At 73.9% G+C, this 18,524-nt stretch carries 12 protein-coding genes; 8 read left to right on the top strand and 4 right to left on the bottom strand.

The window, feature by feature from the left end; all coding sequences use genetic code 11:
- The first annotated feature begins 141 nt into the window (after window positions 1-141).
- Window positions 142-2,469, top strand: coding sequence for an MMPL family transporter (locus tag DTL70_RS07380; protein ID WP_425470327.1), 2,328 nt, complete (start codon window positions 142-144; stop codon window positions 2,467-2,469).
- Window positions 2,470-2,532: 63 nt separating this feature from the next.
- On the opposite strand, the gene DTL70_RS07375 is transcribed toward DTL70_RS07380, so the two are convergent.
- The 3 genes from DTL70_RS07375 to DTL70_RS07365 are packed head-to-tail and all read right to left on the bottom strand — an operon-like array spanning window position 2,533 to window position 7,065.
- Window positions 2,533-4,020 carry an APC family permease gene (locus DTL70_RS07375; protein WP_114021041.1) on the bottom strand — a complete coding sequence of 496 codons (1,488 nt, stop codon included), beginning with the start codon at window positions 4,018-4,020 and terminating at the stop codon, window positions 2,533-2,535.
- Window positions 4,020-5,570, bottom strand: coding sequence for a GMC family oxidoreductase (locus tag DTL70_RS07370; protein ID WP_181860823.1), 1,551 nt, complete (start codon window positions 5,568-5,570; stop codon window positions 4,020-4,022). Before DTL70_RS07370 ends, DTL70_RS07375 begins: the two co-directional genes overlap by 1 nt.
- Before the next feature lie 28 nt (window positions 5,571-5,598).
- Window positions 5,599-7,065: an aldehyde dehydrogenase family protein gene (locus DTL70_RS07365; protein ID WP_114021040.1), complete on the bottom strand. Its 1,467-nt coding sequence runs from the start codon at window positions 7,063-7,065 to the stop codon at window positions 5,599-5,601.
- A gap of 306 nt (window positions 7,066-7,371) precedes the next feature.
- Between DTL70_RS07365 and DTL70_RS07360 the strand changes: the two genes are divergently transcribed.
- On the top strand, window positions 7,372-8,280 hold the full coding sequence (locus DTL70_RS07360; protein WP_114021039.1) for a Gfo/Idh/MocA family protein: 909 nt from the start codon (window positions 7,372-7,374) through the stop codon (window positions 8,278-8,280).
- 118 nt (window positions 8,281-8,398) lie between these two features.
- Here the strand turns inward: DTL70_RS07360 and DTL70_RS07355 are convergent, their stop codons facing one another.
- Complete coding sequence (locus DTL70_RS07355; protein ID WP_114021038.1) at window positions 8,399-9,232, bottom strand: putative protein N(5)-glutamine methyltransferase; 834 nt, start codon at window positions 9,230-9,232, stop codon at window positions 8,399-8,401.
- A gap of 409 nt (window positions 9,233-9,641) precedes the next feature.
- Here DTL70_RS07355 and DTL70_RS07350 point away from each other — a divergent pair, with 409 nt between their 5' ends.
- From DTL70_RS07350 to DTL70_RS07320, 6 genes are all read left to right on the top strand, one after another.
- Window positions 9,642-10,256, top strand: a complete 615-nt coding sequence (locus DTL70_RS07350) for a S1 family peptidase (RefSeq protein ID WP_245979080.1) — start codon at window positions 9,642-9,644, stop codon at window positions 10,254-10,256.
- Window positions 10,257-10,479: 223 nt separating this feature from the next.
- The gene (locus DTL70_RS07345; RefSeq protein WP_114021037.1) at window positions 10,480-11,127 is read left to right on the top strand and encodes a LuxR C-terminal-related transcriptional regulator; all 648 of its coding nucleotides are present in this window, start codon (window positions 10,480-10,482) and stop codon (window positions 11,125-11,127) included.
- A gap of 76 nt (window positions 11,128-11,203) precedes the next feature.
- A complete protein-coding gene (locus DTL70_RS07340) occupies window positions 11,204-14,416 on the top strand; it encodes an alpha-N-acetylglucosaminidase (protein ID WP_114021036.1) in 3,213 nt (1,070 codons plus the stop codon).
- Between the two features lie 64 nt (window positions 14,417-14,480).
- Window positions 14,481-15,602: a sensor histidine kinase gene (locus DTL70_RS07335; protein WP_114021035.1), complete on the top strand. Its 1,122-nt coding sequence runs from the start codon at window positions 14,481-14,483 to the stop codon at window positions 15,600-15,602.
- A 318-nt stretch (window positions 15,603-15,920) separates the two neighbouring features.
- Window positions 15,921-17,744 (top strand): hypothetical protein, encoded by a 1,824-nt coding sequence (locus DTL70_RS07325; protein ID WP_245979079.1) that lies wholly within the window; start codon window positions 15,921-15,923, stop codon window positions 17,742-17,744.
- Between the two features lie 72 nt (window positions 17,745-17,816).
- Window positions 17,817-18,521, top strand: a complete 705-nt coding sequence (locus DTL70_RS07320) for a response regulator (RefSeq protein WP_114021034.1) — start codon at window positions 17,817-17,819, stop codon at window positions 18,519-18,521.
- Window positions 18,522-18,524: the final 3 nt, after the last annotated feature.

The following is an 18,524-nucleotide window of genomic DNA, read 5'->3' as shown; positions in this document are numbered from 1 at the left end:
AGACCACCGACCGGCTCACCGACCAGACCGCCCACCGCGCCCGGGACCGGCGGACCGGCCGGACCACCTGCCTCGGGCACCACTCCCCGCCCGCCCCGCTCCTCACGCCCGCCCCGTCCAGCGCGCGGGGCCCGCCCGGGGTTGGCCGCGCGGCTCGGCGGGTGGAGCACCCGGCACCGCAAGACGGCGGTGTTCGGCTGGCTGCTGTTCGTGGTGCTCACCGCGACGCTCGGCGGGATGGCCGGGCTGACGGAGCCCACCGGCGCAGAGCAGTCCGTGCGGGACTCCGCCCGCGCGACCGCGATCCTGGAGGAGGCAGGTATCGAGGAGCCGCCCGCCGAGTCGGTGATGGTGGCGAGCCGGACCGAGGGCGGCTGGCGGGCGGCCGCGGCGGATGTCGTACGGGCCGTCAAGGACACCGGCCGGGTCAAGGACGTGCGCGAGCCGCTGCCGTCCGAGGACGGCAGGGCGGCTCTGGTCGGCTTCCGGATGCGGGGTGCGGGGGACTCGACGGACGAGAAGCCGATCACCGAGGTCCTGGACGCGGTCGAGAAGGTCCGCGAGGGGCACCGCGGCGAGGGCGTCGAGATCCACCAGTACGGCGAGGCCAGCGCGGGCAAGTGGCTGAACGAGATCCTCGGTGACGACTTCGCCAAGGCGGAGTGGACGGCCGTGCCGCTGGCCCTGGGCATCCTGCTGGTGGCGTTCGGGGCGCTGGTGGCGGCGCTGCTGCCGGTCGCGCTCGCGATCACCGCGTTCCTGGCCGCGAACGGCATCCTCGCGCTGGTCTCCGGCCAGTTGCACATCGACGAGCAGACCAACTCCGTGATGCTGCTGATGGGCCTCGCGGTCGGCGTCGACTACTGCCTGTTCTATCTGCGCAGGGAGCGCGACGAGCGGGCGGCGGGCGCCGACGCGCAGACGGCCCTGCGGATCGCCGCGGCCACCAGCGGGCGCGCGGTCCTCGTCTCGGGCCTGACGGTGATGGTGGCGATGGCGGGCATGTTCCTGTCCGGGCTGCTGCTGTTCCAGGGGTTCGCGGTGGCCACGATCCTGGTCGTCTTCATCGCGATGCTCGGCTCGGTGACGATCCTGCCCGCCGCGCTCTCCTGGCTGGGTGACCGGGTGGAGAAGGGCAGGCCGCGCCTGTTCGGCAGGCGCGGCGGCGGCCGCGGGCGCAAGCAGGCGGCCGGAGGGGCCGGGTCGCCGGGAGTCGCCGGACAGGCCGGGTCCACGGGGCGGCGCGCGCCCGGCGGGCGGATCTCCGGCGGGCTGCTGCGGCCCGTGCTGGCGGCGCCCGGACTGTTCGCCGTCCTCGCCGCCGTGGCGATGCTCGCGCTGGCCGCGCCCGCGCTGGGCATGAAGACCGAACAGCTGTCCCTGGAGCAGCAGATGTCCGAGGACGCCGAGCTGCGGGTCAGCGCCGAGAAGATCAGCGAGACCTTCCCCGGCGGTCCTTCCCCGGCGCGTGTCGTCCTCAAGGCCGACGATGTGCGCTCTGCGAAGACCCGCACGGCGCTGGCGGACTTCCGCAGCGCCCTGCGCGAGGAGGGCGCGCGGTTCGGCAAGGGCGTCGAGACGCGCGTGTACGCCGACTCCGGCGTCGCCGTGATCGACGTGCCGCTGGCGGGGAACGGGACGGACGAGGCCTCGCTCGCCGCGCTGGACACCCTGCGCGGCCGGCTCGTCCCCGACGTCCTGGAGCCGGCCGCCGCCGACGGCCAGGCCTACGTCACCGGTGAGCTGGCGAGCTCGACGGACTTCAACGACCAGTTGCGGGACGGCATCGTGCCGGTGTTCGCGTTCATCACGGCCGTCACCTTCTTGCTGATGCTCGTCTGCTTCCGCTCGCTGCCGATCGCGCTCGCCTCGATCGCGTTGAACCTGTTGTCGGTCGGCGCGGCGTACGGGGTGATGACGGCGGTCTTCCAGCACGGCTGGGGCGACAGCCTCTTCGGCACGCAGGCCGTGGGCGCCATCGAGTCGTGGATGCCGCTGTTCGTGCTGGTGGTGCTGTTCGGGCTGTCGATGGACTACCACGTCTTCGTGGTCTCCCGGATCCGCGAGGCCAAGGACCGGGGCGCGGCCACGCGGGAGGCCATCCGTGAGGGCGTGCGGGCCACGGCCCCGGCGGTGACGGGGGCGGCCGTCATCATGATCGCTGTCTTCGCGGTGTTCGCGACGCTGTCGATGCAGGACATGAAGCAGATGGGTGTGGGCCTGGCCGTCGCCGTCCTGCTGGACGCCACGCTGGTGCGGATGGTGCTGCTGCCCGCGGTGATGATGCTGCTGGGCGAGCGCAACTGGTATCTGCCCTCGTGGCTGCGGTGGCTGCCCCGCGTGGAGCACGGGGAGGCGGACTTCGCGCGGGCAGAGCACGCGGAGGGGGCGACGGGGCCCGTGGCGGCGGCGCCGGCCGCCGTGGACGGGACCCCCGGCGGCGCCCGCGACCGGCAGCACGTGGGATGAGGCGCGACGGGTGAACGCGACGGTGGTGCCCGCCGGGTGCGGCGGGCACCGCTGCCGCCGGGGTCAGCGGGCGCCGTGCGGCTGCGGGATCGCGTCGCCCGAGGGGGCGTCGCCGCGCCCGTAGTGGTGGGTGGTGAACATGTACAGCAGCCCCGTGCCCACCACGATGCCGCCGCACAGCAGCACGATGTAGTTGGAGTACCACGGCTCTTCGGGCGTGCGGGCCCAGCAGATGTTGACGATGGCGAAGATGCCGTAGGCCAGGGCCGCGCTGTTGACCAGCAGGCCCCAGCGGCCGAGCGTGAACTCGCCGGTGGCGCGCCAGCCTTTGACGCGGGCTCGCAGCGCGGCGAGGACGACCATCTGGAAGGCGCCGTAGATGCCCAGGATCGCGAAGGACACGATCTTGGTGAGGGCGTCGGCGGAGATCAGCGAGCCGAAGGCGATGAGTCCGGGGATGACGGCGGCCACCAGGAGCGCCACCTCGGGCACGGCCCGCTTGTGGGAGAAGCGGCGCAGCAGCCGGTGTCCGACGACCATGCGGTCGCGGGCGTAGGAGTAGATGAGGCGTCCGGCGGCGGCCTGGAGGCTGATGGTGCAGGAGAGGAAGGAGATGAGGACGACGGCCATCACCAGGCGCGCGCCCACGGTGCCCAGCGCGTCGAAGAGGAGGTTGACCACGGGGTCGGAGTTCTCACCGGAGATCACCGCACCGTAGTCGGTGACCGACAGCAGCAGCGAACCGCAGGTGAAGGTGGCGGCGGCGCCGCCCACGTAGATCGTGCGGCGCATGGCCTTGGGGATGACGCGGCCGGGGTGGGCGACCTCCTCCGCGGTGTCGCCGCACGCCTCGAAGCCGTAGTACTGGTAGAAGCCGATGATGGCCGCGGCCAGGAAGACCGGCGCGTAGGAGCCGCTGCCCTGGGTGTCGTAGGTGTCGAAGAGGACGCCGAGTCCGTGCATGCGGTGCGTGGACAGCAGGTAGACGCCGACGATGAGGGCGCCGATCAGCTCGGCGCCGAAGCCGATGAGGGCGGCCCAGGAGAGCGCCTTGGTCCCGGCGTAGTTGATGAGCGCGGCGACGATGATGAGGATGACGGTGCAGATCACCGTGGTGTGCACGCTGGCGTCGAACCCGAACAGGATGGCGACGTAGGGGCCCGCGCCGTACGCCACGCTGGTGATGGTCACCAGCAGCGCCCACATGTAGACCCAGCCCGTCATCCACGCGTACCGCATGCCCCACAGGCGCCGCGCCCACGGGTAGACGCCGCCCGCGATGGGGAACTGGGCCACGATCTCCCCGAACACGAGGGAGACCAGGAACTGCCCGCAGCCCGCCAGCAGGAACGCCCAGATCATCGGCGGCCCGCCCTCGGCCAGCGCGGAGCCGAAGAGGGTGTAGGTGCTCACGACGGGTGAGAGGTAGGTGAAGCCGAGGGCGAAGTTGGCCCAGGGCCCCATCTCCTTGCGGAACTCCGTGCCGTGCTCGCCGTGGCCCCCGCTTCCCGCGTCGCCGCCGGAGGCGGGCGCGGCGGCGGCGCCGGCCATCAGCGTTCGCTCCCGTCCGGTTCGGGGCCGGGGCGCCCGGTGAGCAGGTCGGCGGCGCGCTCGGCGGCGAGCAGCACGGTCACCATCGGGTTGACGGAGGGCATGGTCGGGAAGACGGAGGCGTCGACGACGCGGACACCCTCCTGGCCGCGCAGCCGCAGTTCGGGGTCGACGACGGCCCACGGGTCGTCGGCGGCGCCCATCCGGCAGGTGCCCGCCGGGTGGTAGACGGTGTGCGCGGCGCGCCGCCCGTACTCCGACAGCTCCTCGTCGGTGACCAGGTCCAGGCCCGGCGCGACCTCCCGGAACAGCCAGTCGCGCAGCGGCGCGGTGGCCGCCACCTCGCGGGCCAGGCGCAGCCCGTCGACGAGGGTGCGCTCGTCGTGGCCCTCCGGGTCGGTGAAGTAGCGGAAGTCCAGGGCCGGGTGCGCGGCCGGGTCGGCGCTGCGCAGCCACATCCGCCCGGTGGAGCGGGCGCGCGGCACGTTCGGCGTCATGCACACGCCGTGCGGGACGGCGGGGTAGCCGAGCCGTTCGGTGTTGACGGTGAACGGCACCTGATAGAAGTGCCACATCAGGTCGGGTCTGGACCGGCCGGTGTCCCGGCGGACGAACAGCCCGGCGTCGGAGTCCATCGCGGAGTTCGACGGCAGCGGCTCCCTGGTCTCCCAGACGATCACCGACTCGGGGTGGTCGAGCAGGTTCTCGCCCACCCCCGGCAGGTCGGCGCGGACGTCGATGCCGAGGGCGCGCAGCTCGTCGGCGGGTCCGATCCCGGACAGGAGCAGCAGCCTGGGCGTGTCGATGGCGCCCGCGCACAGCAGCAGTTCGCGCTCGGCGTGCACCGTGCCGGTGGAGCCGTCCTCGTACCGCACGGCGACGCGGGTGAGCCGTCCGGCCGCGTCGGACTCCAGCTTGTACGCCCACGTGCACAGCTTCAGCGTCAGGTTGGGCCGGTCCATGACGGGGTGCAGGTAGGCCACCGAGGCCGAGGACCGCTTGTTCGTGGCCGGGTCGTAGGCGAGGGAGAAGAAGCCGGCGCCCTCGGGGAAGGGCGCGCGGTTGAAGTCCTCGATGACGGGCACGTGCAGCGCCTCGGCGGCGGCCGTCACGAAGTCGCGGGCGATCGGGTTACGGTCCTCCTCGCCGACGGGCACGATGGTGTTCTTGAGCCGGTGCCGGTAGGGCAGGATCGTCACCGGGTCCCAGCCCGCGCACCCCTGGGCCACCCACTCGTCCAGGTCCTGGGGGAAGGGCAGGAAGCTGATGAGGGTGTTGTGCGAGGAGCAGCCGCCCAGCACCCGGGCGCGCGAGTGGACGATGTGCGAGTTGCCGCGCGGCTGCTCGGTGGTGGTGTAGCCGTAGTCGTAGTCGGTCTCCAGCAGGTTGATCCAGTTGCGCAGCCGCAGCACGTTCTCGTCGCCGACGTCGCTGGGGCCGCCCTCGATGACGCAGACCCGGCAGTCGGGGTCCTCGGTCAGCCGCGCCGCCAGCACGCAGCCCGCGGTGCCGCCGCCGACGATGACGTAGTCGTACGCGCTCTCGCTCATCACGTGCTCCTCGTCCACCCGGCGCCCCTCAGCCCTTGAACCAGCCGGAGGGGGCCGGCCTGAGGTTCTGGTAGATGTGCTTGGCCTCCTGGTACTCGCGCAGCCCCGTGGGGCCCAGCTCGCGGCCGATACCGGAGCGGCCGAAGCCGCCCCACTCGGCCTGCGGCACGTACGGATGGAAGTCGTTGATCCACACCGTGCCGTGCCGCAGCCGGTTCGCGACCCGCTGGGCGCGGCTCGCGTCGCTCGTCCACACCCCGCCCGCCAGGCCGTAGCGGGTGTCGTTGGCCAGCTCGACGGCCTCGTCCTCGGTGCGGAACCGCTCGACGGTGACGACGGGCCCGAACACCTCCTCCTGGACGACGCGCATCGAGCGGTCGCAGTCGGCGAAGACGGTCGGCAGCAGGAAGAAGCCGTTCGCCAGTGCGGGGTCGTCGGGGCGGCGGCCGCCCGTGACCAGCCGGGCCCCCTCCTCGCGGGCGATCTCCAGATAGCCCTCCACCTTGGCCCGGTGCTCGGCCGAGGACAGCGGCCCCGACTCGGTCATCGGCTCAAGACCGTTGCCCAGCCGGATGGCGGCGGCCCTGGCACCCAGCTCCTCCACGAACCTGTCGTGCAGGCCCTCCTGCACGATCAGCCGGGAGCCGGCCGAGCAGACCTGGCCCGAGTGCAGGAACGCGGCGTCGAGCGCGAAGTCGAGCGCCGCGTCGAAGTCGGCGTCCTCGAAGACCACGTTCGGGTTCTTGCCGCCCAGCTCCAGCGCCAGGTTCTTCACGTCGGGCGCCACGCTCTCCATGATCCGCCGCCCGGTGGACAGCCCGCCGGTGAAGGAGACCAGGTCCACCTCGGGGTGCGCGGTCATCGCCGCGCCCACGCTCGCGCCCGAGCCCAGCACCAGGTTGGCGACACCGGGCGGCGCGCCCGCCTCCGCGATGAGGCGGACCATGGCGAGCGTCGACAGCGGCGTCGTCTCGCTCGGCTTGAGGACGAAGGTGTTGCCCGCGGCCAGCGCGGGGGCGACCTTCCAGGACGCCTGGAGCAGCGGATAGTTCCACGGCGCGATCAGCGCGCACACCCCGACCGGGTGGTGGACGACGCGGCTGAGCACGTCGGGGCCGACGTCCACCACCCGGCCGCCGTCCTTGCCCGCGAGCTCCGCGAAGTAGCGGAAGGCGTTCGCCACGTCCTCGATGTCGATGCGGGCCTCGGCCAGCGTCTTGCCCGTGTCGAGGGTCTCGGTGCGGGCGATCTCCTCCTGGTCGCGCAGCAGGAGATCGTGGACGCGGTGGAGCACATCGGCACGGCGCCGGGTGGGGGCGCCGGCCCACTCCTCCCGCTCGAAGGCCCGCTTGGCAGCCCGTACCGCCATGTCGACATCGGTCTCGTCCGCCTCGTCGACCGTCGTGATCACGGAGGCGTCGAACGGGTTGACCACCTCCCGCCGCCCGCCCGCCGCGGCCTGCCGCCACTCCCCGTCGATGAACAGCTCCGCCATGACGTCCGTCTCCCTCGCTCGGCCCCGGCCGCTGCCGGCCGGGCGTCGTACGTCCCCGGCCGTTCCCGGTCGGGCGCTGGACCGGCCTCGACCAGGCGTCGGTCCCTCCGGCCCGGCCGGGCGTCACCATGACGCGGGGCGGCGCCGACGGCCACGGGACGCACCGGACGTGCACACGGGAGAGGCGATAGTCGGCTCCGATGGGGCAACGCGGTCATCCCCCGTACGGACGCGCGCCCCACGGCGTGGCGAGCCCGCCGCCGACGCCCTCTCCCCCACGCGGCCGGCCTCTCCTACGCTGCGGGCATGAAGTTCGGACTCCTCGGCACCGGGCCATGGGCACAGCGCACCCACGGGCCCGCCCTCGCCGCTCACCAGGACGTGGACCTCGTCGGCGTCTGGGGACGCCGCGCGGAGCCCACCGGCGCCCTCGCCCAGCAGCTCGGCACCCGGGCCTACGCCGACATCGACGCGCTGTTCGCGGACTGCGACGCGGTGGCCGTCGCCCTGCCACCCGACGTGCAGGCCCCCCTCGCCGTACGCGCCGCCGACGCCGGCTGCCACCTGCTGCTCGACAAACCCGTCGCCACGACACCCGAGGCGGCGCGCGCGGTGACCGAGGCGGTGGAGCGGGGCGGCGTCGGCTGCGTCGTCTTCTTCACCCTGCACTTCTCCGACACGACCGGCGAGTGGCTGCGCGAGACGGCCCGGCGCGGCGAGGCCTCCCGCGCACAGTCCACGGGAGACTGGCAGGTGGGGCGCGCCGACTGGCTCTCCCCCGTCTTCGGCGGCGCCGACTCCCCTTACACGGCCTCGCCCTGGCGCCGCGAGAAGGGAGCGCTGTGGGACGTCGGCCCCCACGCGCTGTCCGTACTGCTGCCGCTGCTCGGCGAGGCCGAGAGCGTGACCGCTGCCCGCGGCGGGGTCGGCGACACCGTGCACCTGGTGCTGCGGCACGCCTCCGGCGCCTCCAGCACGTGCACGCTCAGCCACTCGGTGACCCCGGCGGCGGCCGGGGTCACCGCCGAGGTGCGGGGCGGAGCGGGAGTCGCCGAACTCCCGCTCCGCGAGGAGGACCCTGCCGTCTCCTTCGGCCGCGCCCTCGACGCGGTGCTGCGTTCGGTACGCACCGGCGAGCCCCACCCGTGCGGGGCACGCTTCGCGGAAGAGGTCACCTCGGTCCTGCACCGGGCCCAGGAGCAGCTGCCGGCTTGAGTGAGCGCCCGGTGTCCTGAGCACCTGTTCCCTGGCCGCCTGTTCCCGTGCCCTGCGGTCGGCGGGAGAAGGCGTACCGCCGGTGGGGGGAGAAGGGTCGCCCGGGGTTCGGCCGGGCTCACTCGCGGCGCCGGGCCGTGAGGACCGTCGCGTACAGGTCGGGGTCCTCGGCGACGGTCGGCGTCAGCCCTGCCGCCGTCAGCAGGTCGGCGGCCGGCTCGGCCTGCCGGGTGCTGGTCTCGGTCAGCAGCGCTCCGCCCGGGGCGAGCCACGCGGCGGCGTCGGCGGCGACGCGGCGCAGCGGGGCGAGCCCGTCGGGTCCGCCGTCGAGGGCGGGGAGGGGTTCGTGGTCGCGGGCCTCGGGCGGCAGGAGCGGTATCTCGTCGGTCGGCACGTAGGGCACGTTGGCCGTCAGCACGTGCACCCGGCCGCGCAGCGCGGTCGGCAGCGCGGCGAACAGGTCGCCCTGGTGGACGTGTCCGCCGGTCTCCGCGAGGTTGTGGCGGGCGCAGCGCACGGCCGCCGGGTCGATGTCGGCGGCGTGCAGTTCGCCACCGTCCGGCAGTGCCGCGAGGACTGCCGCGCCCACCGCGCCGGTGCCGCAGCACAGGTCCACGACGAGGGGCGGCGTCCCGGTGGGGGCGGCGTCGGCCGCGCACTGTGCCGCGCACCGTACGAGGAACTCCGTACGGCGCCGGGGGACGAAGACGCCGGGTTCGACGGCGACGCGCAGGCCGGCGAACTCGGCCCAGCCCAGTACGTGTTCGAGGGGGTGCCCGGCGATGCGCCGGGCGGCCATGGTGTCGAGTGCGGCCGCGTCACGTGCGGTCTCCCGCAGGAGGCGGGCCTCGTCCTCGGCGAAGACGCAGCCCGCGGCGCGGAGCCGCGCGACCAGGTCGGCTTTCGCGCGGGAGGGGTCGGCGAGGGGGAAGTCGTCGGATCGAGCGTGCATGGGAGCCTTTCGGGTTCTCAGCGCTCCCGCTGTCCCCGGCGTCCGCTCAGCGCGTCGCGGGCCGCCCGGTACGGGGGGAGAGCACCTTGCCTGTCACAGCGGAAATGCTTCTCACCTCCCTCTCTCCGCGTCGCTCGGACGTTCGGTACTGGTCGGCAAGCCTACCCGACGGCGGCCCCGCGCACGGTGTGAACCCGGGCTTTCGCATCGGTCGCGGGAGCCCGGAGCCGGGGCGGGACGGCACCGGCGCCCGGCCCGCCGCGCCGGTGCGCCACCGATGCGCCGCCGAGGGACCGCAGGCGGGCCGCAGCTGGGCCGCCGAGGAGCCACCGGTCGCGTCAAAAAGCTCTGGACACGCGCGAGTTGAGGGAGGTGAGATGGGAGTGCCACATCTGACGGGGAGATGCTTGTGTCATCTGGTGAGGCGAACGGCACCGAAGGTGCCCAGGGGGACCGGGCGCCGCGCGCCCTTGCCGTCCCCGGGCGGCCCCGCGCCCATACCAAGGGCGGCGAGGTCTCCCAGGTGAAGAAGTTCGTGGTGCACCCGGACTACCGCTACGCGGACGAGGAGGGCAGCGCGCACGACCTCGCGCTGGTCCAGCTCTCCTCCGAGGTCTCCAAGGAGCCCGCACCGCTGGCCTCGAAGACCCCGGCGGCCGGTGACACCGTCAGGGCCACCGGATGGGGTTACACCAAGGCGACGGGGAACGACCCCTCGCAGCTGCCCGTCAAGCACCGCGAGATCGACCTTCCGGTGCTCTCCCCCGACACCCCCAAGTGCGCCTCCAACGAGACGGACGGGGACGCGTGGGGCATCCGCGAGGGCGACTTTTGCACCGACAATCCGGACGGCGAGGCCGGGACGTGCGGAGGCGACTCCGGCGCGCCGGCGCTCACCAGGGCAGCGGGCCGCTGGCAGCTGGCCGGTGTGACGAGCCGGTCGGTCGGTGACTGCGCCTCGACGCCCGACATCTACCCGAGCGTCGCCGAGCACAGCGACTGGATACGCGAGGTCACCGGCTGATCCCGCTGCCGGACCCACCGCACCGGCCGCTGAGCCGGTGAGGCCGCTGAGCCGCTGAGCCGCTGAGCCGCTGAGGCCGCGACTCGGCAGTCGCTGGTGCGCCGCACCGCGCCGCGCGAGGGGCCCCGCTCCGACCGGACCTGGGGCCCCGGGGGGCCCGTACGGGTAGATTCGTGGCTCCACCGCCATACGGCCCAGCGGGCCACCGTGTTTGGAGATTCCCGTGCGTGTCGTCATCGCTGAGGACCTCTTCCTGCTCAGGGACGGGCTCGTCCGCATGCTGGAGGCGTTCGACTTCGAGATCGCGGCGGCGGTCGACAACGGCCCCGAACTGAGCCGGGCCCTCGCCCGGCTGGAGCCCGACGTGGCCGTGGTGGACGTACGGCTGCCGCCCTCGTTCACCGACGAGGGGCTCCAGTGCGCGTTGGAGGCGCGCCGCAAGCGTCCGGGGCTGCCGGTGCTGGTCCTCTCCCAGCACGTCGAGCAGCTGTACGCGCGCGAGCTGCTGGCGGACGGGAACGGGGGCGTGGGCTACCTGCTTAAGGACCGGGTCTTCGACGCCGACCAGTTCGTGGACGCCGTACGGCGGGTCTCCGCGGGCGGTACGGCGATGGACCCGCAGGTGATCCAGCAGCTGCTGACGCGGCGCTCGCAGGACGCGCCGATGGGGAACCTGACGGCGCGGGAGAAAGAGGTGATGGAGCTGATGGCGCAGGGCAGGTCGAACGCGGCCATCGCGGCGCAGCTGGTCGTCACCGAGCGGGCGGTCGCCAAGCACACCTCGAACATCTTCGGAAAGCTGGACCTGCCGCCCTCCGACGACGACAACCGGCGCGTACTCGCCGTGCTCGCCTACCTCGACCGAGGCTGACCGCTTCGTTACCGTGCCTCACCGTACGTGTCTTTGGTCACATACGGCAGAACACCCCTCAGGTGGAGGCGCCCCCATGCACGAGCCGATCGACGAGCGCAGAAGATACGACGAATACGAGCAGTCCGGTGAATCCGCGGTGCCGCCGGCCCGCGCACCCCTCGACAGGCGGGCCGTGCTGGGCACGACGGGCGCGCTCGGCGCGGGTCTCGCGCTCTGTGGCGGGTACGTCCCCGCCATGGCGGCTCAGCGGACGGACGGGCAGCGCACCGGCACGGCACGGGCCAAGGCGCCGGGCATCGACGCGGCGCAGCAGGCGCTCCAGCGGCTGCTGCCCCAGCACGCCGGGCAGGTCACCTTCCAGCAGATCGGCGGGCCCGAGCGGTTCAAGGTCACCGGCAAGGCGGGCGGCGTGCGGGTGGCGGGCACGGGACCCGTGGCCATGCTCATGGGCCTGCACTGGTATCTCAAGTACAGCTGCGACGCCCACGTCTCCTGGTCGGGCAGCCAACTCGACCTCCCCGCGACGCTGCCCGCGCCCCGGGCGCAGCACGCGCAGAAGGCCACCGTCGCCAACAGGTTCGCCCTCAACGACACCCACGACGGCTACACGGCCCCCTACGCCGACTGGGAGCACTGGGAGCGCTTCCTCGACGTGCTGGCCCTGCACGGCTTCAACGAGGTGCTGGTCACCGCGGGCCAGGAGGCCGTCTACCACCGGGTGCTCCAGGACTTCGGGTACAGCGAGGCCCAGGCGCGCGCCTGGATCCCGGCGCCCACGCACCAGCCGTGGTGGCTGCTGCAGAACATGGCCGAGTACGGAGGGCCGATCAGCACCGCGCTGCTGAAGAAGCGGACCGACCTGGGCAAGCGCATCCTCGCCCGGATGCGCGAGCTGGGCATGAAGCCGGTGCTGCCCGGCTACTTCGGCACCGTCCCCGCCGACTTCGCCAAGCACCACAAGGGCGCCCGCACCGTGCCGCAGGGCAAGTGGAACGGGCTGGACCGGCCGCCGTGGCTGGACCCGCGCACGGACGCCTTCCGCAAGGTGGCCGCCTCCTTCTACCAGCACCAGCAGAAACTCTTCGGCGACGTCGACCACTTCAAGATGGACCTGCTGCACGAGGGCGGCGACCCCGGCGACGTGCCGGTGCCGGAGGCGTCGCGGGCCGTGGAGAAGGCCCTGCACACCGCACGGCCCGGCGCCACCTGGGTGATTCTCGGCTGGCAGGAGAACCCCCGCAAGGAGCTGCTGGACGGGCTCACCGCCAAGGACAAGATGCTCATCGTCGACGGCCTCTCCGACCTGGACAAGGTCACCGACCGGGAGAAGGACTGGGGCGGGGTGCCCTACGCGTTCGGCTGCATCCCCAACTTCGGCGGCCGCACCACCATCGGCGCCAAGACCCACATGTGGGCCGAACGCTTCACGGCCTGGCGGGACAAGTCGGGCTCCAAGCTGGTGGGCACCTGCTACATGCCGGAGGCCACGCACCGCGACGCGGCGGCACTGGAGCTGTTCAGCGAGCTGGCGTGGCGCGAGAAGGCCGTGGACCGGGGCGGCTGGTTCATCGGGTACGCGAAGCTGCGCTACGGCGGCCAGGACGCCAAGGCGGAGGAGGCGATGCGGGCGCTGCGGGAGACCGCGTACCGGATCAGCAGCAAGGACGGGCGCCCGCACGACAGCGTCTTCGCGGCCCGGCCCAGTCTCTCGGCCCGCTCCGGTGCCTACTACGCCACCCACACGCCCGCGTTCGACCTGCCCGCCTTCGACGGCGCCTTCTCCGCGCTGCTCGGCGTTGGCGAGGGGCTGCGCTCCAGCGACGCCTACCGGTACGACCTGACCGACATCGGCCGCCAGGTCCTCGCCAACCGCTCCTGGACGCTGATCCCGCAGCTGGAGGACGCCTACAACAACAAGGACGCGGCCACCTTCAAGAAGCTGGCCGCGCTGTGGCTGAAGCTGCTGGAGCTGTCCGACGACATGTCAGGCGGCCACCGGGCCTTCCTGCTGGGCCCCTGGCTCCAGGCCGCCCGCGGTGCGGGGAGCTCGGCGAAGGAGGACGCGCAGCTGGAGCGCACGGCCCGCGCCCTGGTCACCACCTGGGCCGACCGCCCCACGGCCGACGGCGGCCACCTGGCCAACTACGCCAACCGCGACTGGCACGGCCTCATCCGCGACTTCCACCTCCCGCAGTGGAAGGCGTTCCTCGACGACCTCACCGACGCCCTCGAACAGGACCGCGCGCCCAAGAAGTTCGACTGGTACGCGCAAGAGGAGCCCTGGACGCGGAAGACGAACGACTATCCGACGCGGGCGGCGAGCGACCCGTACGCCACCGCGACCCGCGTGCGTGACGTGCTGGCCAAGGCCCCGTACCAGGCGTCGCTGAAGGTCATCGCCGAGCCCCGCGCCGTCCCGCCGGGCGAGCCGTGCACCGTACGGGCCGAGTACCGCAACGAGAACGGGCTCAGCGCCACCGGGAACGTCGAGGTGACGCTGCGCGACCTCGACGGCGCCGAGGCCCAGGACCCGACCTCGCACCGCGCCATCGAGCCCGGCGGCAGAGCCACCGTCCGCTGGCGGGTCCCCCCGGGGGCGAAGCGCGCACTGCGCGACCCGCTCGACGCCCTGGAGTACACGGTGGAGGTCCTGGCCGGACCCGCGGGCCAGGACAGGGTGGCCACCAGCAGGTCCGACCGCTTCTACCGGGCGGGCCCGCTGCCCGACGACGTGCGGACGGTAACGACCAACGACGCCGTCTTCGGGCACCTGGACGGCCGGTGGGCCATCGACGGCGCGGGCGCCGACCTGTGGAAGGCGACCGCCGAGTTCGGCGCCCTCTACCGGCCAGGGGCGCTGGCGGACGGCTCCACGGTGACGTTGAAGGTCGTCTCCCAGGAGAACAGCGGCCCGTGGGCACGCGCCGGCATCGTCGCGGGCAACCGGCTGGCCGACGCGGCGCCCGGCGGCTTTGTGAACCTGGCGGCCACCCCCGCGAGCGGCGTCGTGCTCTCCTGGGACAGCGACGGCGACGGCACCCTCGACACCTACCGGCGGATCACCGGCGTCACGGCCCCCGTCACCCTGCGGCTCTCCCGCTCGGGGCGCTCCTTCACCGGGGAGCTGTCCACCGACGACGGAAAGAACTGGCGTACCGTCTCAACCGTCGAGGTGCCCGGTGCGTCAGGCAGTCAGGACGCCGGCGCGTTCATGACGGCGACCAACGGCGGCGGCACGGCCCGCGGACTCGCCGAATTCGCCGGCTGGAAGACGGGCGAGCGCTAGCCGCGCGGCCGCGGGCGGTGGGCCCGCGGCGCGGGCGAGGGGCAGTACGGGGAGGGAACGGGACGTGACGGACGAGCGACCGCGGGCCGCGGTACAGACGCACGAGCTGATGCTGGCGCTCGTGAGGGGACCCGCGCTCGCCGTCGTCACGCTCCCGCTCTCCATCCTGCTGTTCGTGCTGTCCCTCGTCTCGCTCGCGCTGCTGCCCATCGGGGTGGGCGTCGTCACCTTCCCACCCGTCCAGCACGCCCTCCGCCGCTACGCCAACCAGCGGCGGAAGCTCGCCCACCGGTGGGGCGGCATCGAGGTGCCCGAACCGTACCGGCCCCGGCCGCGTCGACGCGGCGGCGGCGTCGTCGGCTGGGTGGAGCAGTGCGTGTGGCTGCTGAAGGACCCCGCGACCTGGCGGGACATCTCCTGGCTGCCCGCCGACATGACGGCCGGCTTCACCACGGCGCTGCTGCCTCCGATGCTGCCGCTCAACCACCAGCTGACCGCGCGGATGCTGGAGCCCACCCGCGAGATGCTGCTCTCCCGCCGCGTCGCGGAGCTGTACGAGACCCGGCACGACGCGGTGGACTCCTCCGCGGCCGAGCTGCGCCGCATCGAACGCGACCTGCACGACGGCGCGCAGGCCCGGCTGGTCGCCATGGGCATGAGCCTGGGCACCATCGAAGCCCTCGTCGAACGCGACCCCGCCAAGGCCAAGGCGCTGATCGCCCAGGCGCGGGAGAACAGCGCCGAGGCGCTGACGGAACTGCGCGACCTGGTGCGCGGCATCCACCCGCCCGTCCTGGCCGAACGCGGCCTCCCCGACGCCCTGCGCGCGCTGGCCCTGCGCATGCAGATCCCCGTGGAGGCCGACATCGACCTGCCGGGACGCTTCGACGAGCCCGTCGAGACGGCCGTCTACTTCGCGGTGAGCGAGGTGCTGACCAACGCCGCCAAGCACGCCGAGGCCTCCCGGGTGTGGCTCGACGTGCTCTACGCCCAGGACACCCCCGACTCGGGCGCCGTCCGCGTCACCGTCACCGACGACGGCAAGGGCGGCGCCTCCCTCGACGCCGGCTCCGGACTGCGGGGCGTCCAGCGGCGGCTGGCCCAGTTCGACGGCGTCCTGGCACTCAACAGCCCGGCCGAAGGACCGACGATGGTGACACTGGAAGTCCCCGCGCAGCCGACCTGACGCCCCCGGTAGCACGGACGGGTGGGCCGCCACCCGCGCGGTGGACAGTGGTGACTCCTGCGACGGGTGCCTCGTTCACGGAGTGTGAGTGAGCGGCCCGCGACGCTGGACGTCGAGCAGGCCGAGGCTGCCCTCGTGCGGCACTACCCTCGGCTGGTCCGGCTCGCCTACGGAATGCTGGACGGGGCGCCGCGGCGAGCGGTGACGGCACACGAGGTGGCGCGGAACGCGCTGCCGCGGCGGTGCACGTCCTCGGCGAAGCTGCCGTTGACCGGGGCGGGGGGCGAGGACCCGGTATATGTATGGCTGAGGTTGCGTGTGGTGCGTGCGGTGCTGGAGCGGCCGTGGTGGCCGCGCGGCCTTCCCCGCGAAGAGGCCCCCGCCCGCGCCGCGCACGCGCTCCGCCACCTGGAGGGCCTGACCGACCCCGCCATCCGCCAACTCCTGGACGCCGCCCGGGTACGCGACCCGGAGGCGGCACTGGCACACGCCGAAACGGGGGCCGTGGCCGGGGCCGGCACGGCGACGCGGAGCGGCTCCGGCGCGTTGGCGCCCCCGAACAGATCCGGTACCACCACGAGACCCGACGATCCCGCGCCGGTGCCGCCTGCGAGCGAACGCGACGCGGCCGCAGTCGGGTTCGTGCCGGCCCCCGGCCCGGCGCCCGAGGCCGGACGGACGTCCGAGGACGGGCAGGAGCCCGGGCGCGTACAGGCACCCGGGCCAGGGCCTGCACGCGGGACCGGGTCCGGGTGTGCTCTGTGTGCTGTCGGGGCGCCGGAGCCCGTTGTCGTCGTTCGGCGGCGGCGGCGGGCGCGGGCGGCGGCGGCCGCGGTCGGGGCGGCGTTGGCGTGTTGCGGTCTGCTGGGGGTGCCGGGGGACACCTGGGGGCCCGACGCGGCGACGCGGGCTCCCCTCGTGCGGGGCACCGACGCGCAGCGGGCCCTCGATCCGGGCGCGTTGGTCCGCGTCGGGGCCGACACCTGGCGGCTGGCCTCCCGCGTGGATCTGGGCACGTGGCCCGCGCGCGGCGCCCTGACGGGCGACGAATCGTTGCTGCGCCGAGCCCTGGTCACTTGGGCACGGCCACGCGCGGACGTGCGGGTCAGCGCCACGCCCGGCACCGCGACGGGTCCGCCTCCGGGGCCGCCCCACCTGCTGTACGCGGGCCGGCTGGACGGTACGGCGGTGGTCGTGCTGTACGACGGGCTGCGGGTGGCGCGGTACACCGAACCGTGGGGCCGGGACGGCTCGCGGGCAGCGCGCGGCGGCGTCTCGCTGGAGCTGGCGCGGACGGCGGGCGCGGGTGCGGGCGCTGCGGCGTCCGGGGCGCTGGCCGTCTCCCGTACGGAGGGCGAGGTCCGCTATCTGACGGCGCCGTGGGTCGCCGACGCGGCCCGGGTGGATCTCCTCGATCCGGCCGACCGGGAGGGCCGCGTGCTGTCCAGGGACGAGGCGGGGGTCACCGCACGCGTGCCGTTGCCCGTCACCCAGCCGGGCCACTGCGAGAGCTGGCCGGGGCTGGCGCTGGCCGGCAGCGGCGGCGTGGCGGAGGACGTCGAGCTCTACACGGACCTGGGCGAGCCGCTGCCGGCGCGGCTGACGGACGGGAAGCGCCGGGATCCGGCGACGGGCGCGGCGGCCCGGCGCCGGCTGGCGCACATGGTCTGCCGGCTGCCGGCGGTGCTCGACGGCGGCGTCGAGACGGTCAACACGTGGGAGTTCGCCCGGCAGCGGCTGCCGGACGGCGCGGGTGACGCGGCGTGGGTGTGCACGAGGGCGGAGACGTGGCGGGGCACGGGCGCGCGGGTGCTGACCGGGCTCCAGCCGCCCGCGACGGCTCCGGGACGCCGCGGGGCCCTCTCCTCGCGGGCCCGGGACACCCAGGCGTGCGGCCCGCGCTCCCACGAGGTCCTCGCCGGCGTGCTGTGGAGGTCGCGGAGGGGCGAGTGGTACGTGCTGGCCGCGGCCGACGCGGGGGTGACGCGTCTGCGGGCCCGCGGCCACGGGCTGGCGGAGGGGCCCGTCGCGGCGGTGGGGCACACGCTGGCCGCCCGTGTCGGGGGCCGTGACGCCTCGGTCCGGCTGTCGGGTGAGCGCGCGGACGGCTCCACGGAGCACACCAGGACACGGCTGGGTTAGCGTGACCGGGTTACACGGCCTACACGGCCTACACGGCCTCGTGCACGGGGCGGGAGCGGGGAGACGGGGACGATGATCCGGGTACTGCTGGCGGACGACGAGGCCATGATCAGGGCCGGGGTGCGGGCGATCCTGGCCTCGGCCGGGGATCTGGAGGTGGTCGCCGAGGCGGGTGACGGCCACGAGGCCGTCGAACTGGCGCAGCGGCACCGCCCGGACGTGTGCCTGCTCGACATCCGGATGCCGCGTCTCGACGGGCTCCGCGCCGCCGCCGAGTTGCGCCGCACGTGTCCGCGCAGTGCCCTGATGATGCTGACCACGTTCAGCGAGGACGAGTACATCGCCACGGCGCTCGGCTCCGGCGTCGCCGGTTTCGTCCTCAAGTCCGGTGATCCGCAGGAGTTGCTGGCCGGTGTCCGCGCCGTCCACGGGGGCGGCGCCTACCTCTCCCCCACGGTCGCCCAGCGCGTCATCGCACACCTGGACACGGGCGCGCTGAGCCGCCGTACGGACGCGCGGGCGCGTACGGCGGAGCTGACGCCGCGGGAGCGCGAGGTGCTGGGCCTGGTCGGTGCGGGCCTCTCGAACGCCGATATCGCCGCCCGGCTGCACGTGGTCGAGGGCACGGTGAAGACCTATGTGAGCCAGGTCCTCGCCCGGCTGGGCATGCGCAACCGCGTCCAGGCGGCGATCCTCGCCCACGAGGCGGGGCTGGTCCCCGCGTCCGGGAACGCCGGGAACGCCGGGGCCGTCGGGAACGACGGGGACCGAGCCTGAGAG

It is taken from the genome of Streptomyces diacarni, from assembly GCF_003323715.1.
GTDB lineage: Bacteria > Actinomycetota > Actinomycetes > Streptomycetales > Streptomycetaceae > Streptomyces > Streptomyces diacarni.
The sequence above is the reverse complement of the archived record's forward strand: the minus strand, read 5'-3'. Positions and strand labels throughout refer to the sequence as shown.